Origin of the sequence: Gemmatimonas sp. (assembly GCF_044345575.1) — a bacterium.
Lineage (GTDB): Bacteria > Gemmatimonadota > Gemmatimonadetes > Gemmatimonadales > Gemmatimonadaceae > Gemmatimonas.
Window position 1 is genome coordinate 1 of record NZ_JBIJAW010000399.1, and the last position, 2,872, is coordinate 2,872.

Annotated in this window: 4 protein-coding genes; all 4 read right to left on the reverse strand. The window is 63.2% G+C overall.

Annotated features, from left to right (window positions below; translation table 11 throughout):
* On the reverse strand, positions 1 to 216 hold a 216-nt coding region (locus ACIQ6O_RS15760), incomplete at its 3' end, for a lipoyl protein ligase domain-containing protein (protein ID WP_396208726.1).
* A gap of 161 nt (positions 217 to 377) precedes the next feature.
* Positions 378 to 707 carry a type II toxin-antitoxin system PemK/MazF family toxin gene (locus ACIQ6O_RS15765; RefSeq protein WP_396208727.1) on the reverse strand — a complete coding sequence of 110 codons (330 nt, stop codon included), beginning with the start codon at positions 705 to 707 and terminating at the stop codon, positions 378 to 380.
* On the reverse strand, positions 704 to 943 hold the full coding sequence (locus ACIQ6O_RS15770; protein ID WP_396208728.1) for an AbrB/MazE/SpoVT family DNA-binding domain-containing protein: 240 nt from the start codon (positions 941 to 943) through the stop codon (positions 704 to 706). Before ACIQ6O_RS15770 ends, ACIQ6O_RS15765 begins: the two co-directional genes overlap by 4 nt.
* 297 nt (positions 944 to 1,240) lie before the next feature.
* Positions 1,241 to 2,644 (reverse strand): dihydrolipoyl dehydrogenase, encoded by a 1,404-nt coding sequence (gene lpdA, locus ACIQ6O_RS15775; protein ID WP_396208729.1) that lies wholly within the window; start codon positions 2,642 to 2,644, stop codon positions 1,241 to 1,243.
* Positions 2,645 to 2,872: the final 228 nt, after the last annotated feature.

A 2,872-nucleotide genomic window follows, 5' to 3' on the forward strand; every position in this document is an offset into this window, starting at 1 on the left:
ACGCACCTGAATGCCGCGCGCCTCGAGGAATTCCGCACTCGCCAGCAGATGCCCCGGTTTGGTGCTGCGCCCCAGCGTCACCACCGGCGGATGCTGCACGAGGATGAGCAGATCCTCCGGGAGCTCGCCACTGATCCGCGCCGCCGCCGCACGCTTCTGCAGCGCCCAGGCGGTGTCGTAGGGGGTAAGGCCGAGATCGAGGGTATAAAGGAGCACTGCCGGGGCGTGGAAGGGCGATAGCTGAACTGATCACTGATGACTGCCACTACAAACTACAAACTCCCCGCGGCCTGCGAGATCTCCCCTCTCGGAGAGCTCTCGCGGTCGGCGGGGAGTTTGTAGTTCGTAGTTTCAGTCTTCAGTTATCGGTCAACTGCTTACGCCGCGAACATTTCCTGCAGGACGGCCAGCACCTTCTGCTGGGTTACCGCGGTCAGCGCCCCCAGTTTGCGCGAGAGTCGAACACGATCGACCGTGCGAAGTTGATCGAGGACCACGTGACCATCCTTCCCGTCGAAGCGGCACGCGACACGGAAAGGATACGGATGGGCCCCCGTTGTGAGGGGCGCCACGATGAACGTGGCCAGATGCGCGTTCAGCTCGTTCGGCGACACGATGACACAGGGGCGCGACTTGCGGATCTCGCGCCCGACCGTGGGGTCGAGATTCACGAGATACACCTCTCCGCGGCGCGGCGTGGGGCTCACCACGTCCACTCGGTGTCGTCGAAGTGCGCCGTGGACATGTCGTCCATCACCGGTTCATGGGGACCATGCGCGGCCGCCTCGGCCCACCCCGCTCTGGGTGCATGCGCTGACCTGATGGTGATCGCGCCCGGCTCAGCGTCAATGACCACGTCGTCGGCGAGCGCCGCGTGCTCCAGGAGCGCCTTGCTCAGGCGGACCCCGCGCGAATTACCGATTTGGACGAGACGGGCTTTCATGCGCATGGATGATCACGGAATCCGGTGAGTAATTACGGTGTAATTACACATTATCCTGAACGGACCGGATTCGCCAGCTCGTGCAGGATGCACTGATAATCCCGCGGCTGTGTCATCGGAAAATCGCGCGTGGTGCCAAGGCAACGCGGCGACGCGCAAGCAAACTGATCACCGACAACTGTCACTACAAACTACAAACTCCCCGCGGGCCGCGAGATCTTCTCAAAAACGGAGATCTCGTTGGTCGCGGGGAGTTTGTAGTTCGTAGTTTCAGTTTTCAGTTGTTAGTCAACTGCTTCACGCGTGCAGCATCTTCCCCATCGAATCCAGCACGGCTTCGCCGATGGCTTCGCTCAGCGTGGGGTGCGCGTGGATCGCGAGATCGATCTCTTCCACCGTGAATTCGTTCTCGCGCGCCACCACGAGTTCGTGAATCATTTCGGTGGCGTGCGCCCCGACGATGTGCGCGCCGAGGATTTCCCCGTACTTGGCGTCGCGGATGATCTTCACGAAGCCGTCGGTCTCGCCACTGGTACGCGCGCGGCCGTTCGCGCTGAACGGGAACTTGCCGACTTTGTAGTCGAGCTTCTGCTCCTTGCACTGCGCTTCGGTGAGGCCGATGCTGGCCACTTCCGGATGGCAGTAGGTGCAGCTGGGGATGTTCTTGTAGTTCACCGGATGGGCGTGCTGGCCGCCGAGCATGTCGGCGAGCACATGCCCTTCGCGCGAGCCCTTGTGGGCGAGCATCTGGTTGCCGGCCACATCGCCGATGGCGTAGTAACCCGGGACGTTGGTCTCGAACTTCCCGTTCACCTTGATGAAGCCGCGCTCGCTCTTGGTGATGCCCACGGTCTCGAGGCCGATCTTCTCCACGTTGGGCGCACGGCCGGCGGCTACGAGCACCTTCTCCACTTCGATCTGCTGCGTGGCGCCTTGCGCTTCGACGGTCATGCTCGCGCCGGCCTTGGTGACCTTCACGTTGCTGAGTTTGGCGCCGGTGATGACGTCGATCTTGCGCTTCTTGAAGGCGCGGCCGAGTTCGGCGCTGCACTCGGCGTCTTCGAGCGGCAGGATGTTCGGCGCAACTTCGATGAGCGACACCTTGGTGCCGAAGCTCGCGAACACGTCGGCGAATTCACAGCCCACCGCACCTGCGCCCACCACGGCCATCGTGGCCGGGGCCTTCTCGGCGACGAGCACATCATCGCTCGAGAGCACGACGTTCTTGTCGAGCTCGAGGCCGATTTGCGGCAGCCCCTTCACGCGCGAGCCGGTGGCGATCACGACGGCCTTCTTCGCCTCGTGCGTTTCTTTCTTGCCGTCGGCGAGGGTCACGGTGACCTTCTTGCCCTTCTCGATCAGGCCTTCGCCGCGGATGTGCTGCACCTTGTTCTTCTTGAGCAGGAACTCCACACCCTTCGAGTTCTGCTGGCTCACGGAGCGCGAACGCTTCATGGCGGGGCCGAAATCGAGCGTCACGCCGTCGATGGTGATGCCGTGCTCGGCGGCCTTGCCGATCTTCTGTGCGAGGCCGGCGCTTTCGAGCAGCGACTTGGCGGGGATGCACCCCCACAGCACGCAGGTACCACCCAGCGCTTCGCGCTCGATGACGGCGACTTGCATGCCCAGCTGGGCGCAACGAATGGCACACACGTAACCGGCGGGGCCGCCGCCGAGGACGATGACGTCGAACGAAGCCATGGGGAGTTCGGCTGAAGTTTCCGTTTTGAGGCGCCTGAGTGGACGCCGTGGGGAATCTAGTGGGAAGCGCGGCCTCGGCGGAGCAAGAGCGGGCCGGGCAATGCGTCCGCACGGAGATCGCCGAGGTGGGTGGAGGATCGCCGAGAACCACCCAGGACACTTTGCGTCGTGTTTCTTGGTGTCCTCATCGCCCTCGGTGATCTCCGTGTATTCGCGTTTCCCCTCCGG

Excerpts from the sequence above, each read along its gene's own strand:
- ACIQ6O_RS15770 (WP_396208728.1), bottom strand. The coding sequence starts at position 943 with ATGAAAGCCCGTCTCGTCCAAATCGGTAATTCGCGCGGGGTCCGCCTG.
- lpdA (WP_396208729.1), bottom strand. The coding sequence starts at position 2,644 with ATGGCTTCGTTCGACGTCATCGTCCTCGGCGGCGGCCCCGCCGGTTAC.